The following is a 3830-nucleotide window of genomic DNA, read 5'->3' on the forward strand; positions in this document are numbered from 1 at the left end:
GAAGCGCTACGCCGCGGTCTGCCAGACCGGGCTGAAGTCGGTGCTGGACGACCCGGAATGGCAGGGGCTGAACAGCTACAACAAGCACTTCGCCAAGGCGCTGGAATACACCAACGACTACTGGCACCTGCCGGAGTACAATGTCCTGCTCGACATCCTCCAGGAGGAGGTTTCCAACGCGATCTCCGGCAGCAAGACGGTGCAGGAGGCGCTGGACGACGCGGCCGAGCGCCACGAGGAGGTGTTCGAGGATGCCGGCTACGAGATCGTCCGCTCGGACGAGACGCCGGAAGTCCCGGACACGGTGATCGCACCGGTCGGCAAGGACCAGGTCGTGGAACTGCCGACCGACTGACCCCTGGGGGCGGCGCCCGATGGGTGTCGCCCCTCTCGATCCACGGACGAAGCGAGAGGCCATGCCGCTCCACCGCCAGCCGATCCTGATCCCGGCGATCGTCATCGGCATCTACATGATCTATGCGTGCGGGCCCTTGCTCTGGCTGGTGCTGTCCTCGCTGAAGGACCGCCAGGAGCTGTTCTCCTGGCCGCCCAGCCTGATCTTCACGCCCGACCTGTCGGGCTACCGGATGGTGTTCGGCATCGGCGAGGCGGCGGAGACCGCGACCGCGCTGGGGCTGACCGATGCCCTGATCAACTCGGTGGTCATCTCGGTCTCAGGCACGGTGCTGGCGGTGGCGTTCGGCACGCTGGCCGGCTACGCCTGCTCGCGCTTCGCCTTCCCGGGCCGTGACGACTTCATGTTCTTCGCGCTCTCGACCCGGATGATCCCGCCGGTGGCGGTGCTGGTCTTCTACCATGTGATGTTCTCGCGGCTGGGCCTCTCAGATACCCGCACCGGGCTGATCCTGGTGGTGACCTTCATCAATCTCGGCCTCGCCACCTGGATCATGAAGGGCTTCTTCGACGGCGTGCCGGAGGAGATCGAGAACATCGCCCTGGTGAACGGCTACACGCGGCTCTACGCCTTCTGGAACCTGGTCCTGCCGATGGTGCGCGGCGGCATCGCGGCCACGGCGGGCTTCTGCTTCATCTTCGCCTGGAACGAGTTCGCCTTCTCCACCATCCTCGCCACCACCCAGGCCAAGACCCTGCCGGTCAAGATCTCCTCGGCCACCGGGGCCACCGGCATCGAATGGGCGCAGATCTGTGCGGCCGGCGTGGTGCTGGTGATCCCGGTCGCGATCTTCTTCTGGCTGATCCGCAAGTACCTGCTGATGGGCATGACCTTCGGCGTGCTGGGAAGGAGCCGGACATGAGGCAGGCCATCCCCGCCGGCCGCACCGCGGCCCATGCCGTGCCGAAGGCCATCTCGGACCGCACCATCTGCGGCCTGTTCATGGCCCCGGCCCTGGCCATCCTGATCCTGATGGTGGCCTACCCGTTCATCTCGCTGCTCTACTACTCGACCCTGAACTTCTCGATCCTCAACCCGGCCAAGGGCTCGGAGTTCATCGGGCTGCAGAACTACACGCGGCTGCTGTCGCGCGAATCGGTCTGGGAGCGGTTCGTCTTCACCGGCCAGTTCGTGCTGGCGACGGTCGTGGTGCAGTTCTGCGTGGGCGTGGCGGTGGCCTATGCGTTCCAGCGCAACTTCAGGGGTCGCGACCTGCTGTTCACGATCGCCATGCTGCCGATGATGCTCTGCCCGATCGTGGTCGGTTTCTTGTGGCGCTACATGTTCAATTCCGAGTGGGGCGTGGTGAACTACCTCGTGACCCTGCTGGGCTTCGGCAAGATCGACTGGCTGGGTGTGCCGGGTAATGCGCTCTGGGCGGTCGTGATCGCGGATGCCTGGATGTGGACGCCGTTCGTGATCCTGCTGGCGACCGCCGCGTTCCGCGGTATTCCCACCGACATCAACGAGGCGGCCGAGATCGACGGGGCGTCGCCCTTCTTCCGCTTCACCCGGGTCACCCTGCCCATGTCGATGCCGATCCTGCTGATCGCCTTCCTCCTGCGCCTGATCGACGCCTTCAAGCAGTCCGACCTGTTCTTCGCCATGACCGGGGGCGGGCCGGGCTCGGACACCGAGACGGTGGCGTTCCGGCTGGGCAAGATCGCGTTCAGCCATTTCTATACCGGCCAGGCCTCGGCCTTCGCCGTGATCATGCTGGTGATCATCATCGGCCTGTCGCTGATCTTCGTGCGGCTTCTCACCCAGCAGGGCAGGCAGGACTGATGGCGCGCGTGGCTCTCGACCATCTGTCGGTCCGCTTCGGCGAGGTCGCCGCGGTGGACGACATCTCGATCGCCTTCGAGCAGGGCGAGTTCATCGTCCTGCTGGGACCCTCGGGCTGCGGCAAGACCACGACCCTGCGCTGCATCGCAGGTCTGGAGCAACCGACCTCGGGGCAGATCTTCTTCGACCAGGACGAAGTCTCGCACCTGCCGCCCAGAGTGCGGCAGGTGGCGATGGTCTTCCAGTTCGTCTCGCTCTACCCGCATTTGCGCGTGCGCGACAACATCGCCTTCCCGCTCCGGGCGCGCGGGGAGGGGCGGGCCGAGATCGAGCGCAAGATCGCCTGGATGAGCAAGATCTTCGATCTCGGCGACATCCTCCATCGCCGGCCGGGCACGCTCCCGCCGGGGGCGCGGCAGAAGGCGGCGCTGGCCCGGGCGGTGGTGCGCGAGCCGCGCGTCCTGCTCCTGGACGAGCCGCTCTCCGCGATCGACGAGCAGTTCCGGGAGGAGATGCGCTGGGAGCTCCGGCACCTGCAGAAGGAGTTGGGCATGACCACGGTCCATGTCACCCACGACCAGCGGGAAGCCATGTCGCTGGCCGACCGGGTCGTGCTGATGCGGGCCGGCAGGATCGTGCAGGCGGGCACGCCCAGGGAGCTGTTCGACGATCCGGTCGACGAGTTCGCCGCCCACTTCATCGGCTCGCCCAGCGTGAACCTGATCGACGCGGCGTTCACCGAGGACGGGGTGGCGCTGGGCGAGGCGGGCGTGCCGATCCGGCTGCCGGAGCGGCACCTGGAAGCGCTGCGCAGGAGCGGGCTCCGGCGCGGGCGGATCGGCATCCGGCCGCATTCGCTCACTCCCGCCAGCCGGGAAGACCATGCGGCGGTGCCGGTCGAGCGGCCGATCGCCTACGCGGTCGGGCGCGAGCGCTTTCTCGACTTCGAGCTGTCCGGGCAGACCTGGCGCGGCGTGCTGCCGGCCGATGCCGGGGACAGCCTGCCGGAGCGGATGCATCTCGACCCCGCCCGGATCTTCTACTTCACGCCGGAAGGCGTGCGACTGCCGGTGGCCTGACGATGACCGTGCTCCGCCTGAGCGGCCTGTCCAAGTCCTTCGGCGCCAAGCAGGCGCTCCTGGATGTCGACCTGTCCCTGGAGGAAGGCGAGGTCCTGGCGCTGCTGGGCCCGACCGGGGCCGGCAAGACCACCACGCTGCGCTGCATCGCCGGGCTGGAGAAGCCGGATAAGGGCAGCGTCCACCTGGACAACCGGGACGTCACCGCCACCTCGCCGCGCGAGCGCGACGTGGCGGTGGTGTTCGAGGGCTTCAACCTGCTGCCGACCCTGTCGGTGTTCGACAACATCGCCTTCCCCCTGCGCTCGCCGGTCTACCGGCGGCCGGAGGACGAGGTGAAGCGCGAGGTGGCCCAGGCGGCGGCGACGCTCCGGATCGGCCATCTGCTGGACCGGCGGATCGAGCAGCTTTCGGGCGGCGAGAAGCAGCGGGTGGCGATCGCCCGGGCGCTCGTGCGAAGGCCGCGCGTCTATCTGCTGGACGAGCCGCTCTCGGCGCTGGACCTGAAGCTGCGCGAAAGCCTGCAGGGCGAGATCAAGGCCATGTACCAG

The 3830-nt window shown here is 67.6% G+C and carries 4 protein-coding genes and 1 pseudogene; all 5 read left to right on the top strand.

Features of this window, described 5'->3' with window-relative positions; all coding sequences use genetic code 11:
* Positions 1-355: pseudogene (locus VNS22_RS04545) on the top strand (hypothetical protein); the annotation flags it as partial.
* A 61-nt stretch (positions 356-416) separates the two neighbouring features.
* Positions 417-1277, top strand: a complete 861-nt coding sequence (locus tag VNS22_RS04550) for a carbohydrate ABC transporter permease (protein WP_325730054.1) — start codon at positions 417-419, stop codon at positions 1275-1277.
* Positions 1274-2200 carry a sugar ABC transporter permease gene (locus VNS22_RS04555; protein WP_325730056.1) on the top strand — a complete coding sequence of 309 codons (927 nt, stop codon included), beginning with the start codon at positions 1274-1276 and terminating at the stop codon, positions 2198-2200. Before VNS22_RS04550 ends, VNS22_RS04555 begins: the two co-directional genes overlap by 4 nt.
* Complete coding sequence (locus VNS22_RS04560) at positions 2200-3279, top strand: ABC transporter ATP-binding protein (protein ID WP_325730058.1); 1080 nt, start codon at positions 2200-2202, stop codon at positions 3277-3279. Before VNS22_RS04555 ends, VNS22_RS04560 begins: the two co-directional genes overlap by 1 nt.
* 2 nt (positions 3280-3281) lie before the next feature.
* Positions 3282-3830 (top strand): ABC transporter ATP-binding protein (locus VNS22_RS04565; RefSeq protein ID WP_325730060.1); only part of this gene is annotated, 549 nt, incomplete at its 3' end.

This window comes from Geminicoccus sp., from assembly GCF_035556675.1.
Taxonomy (GTDB): Bacteria; Pseudomonadota; Alphaproteobacteria; order Geminicoccales; family Geminicoccaceae; genus Geminicoccus.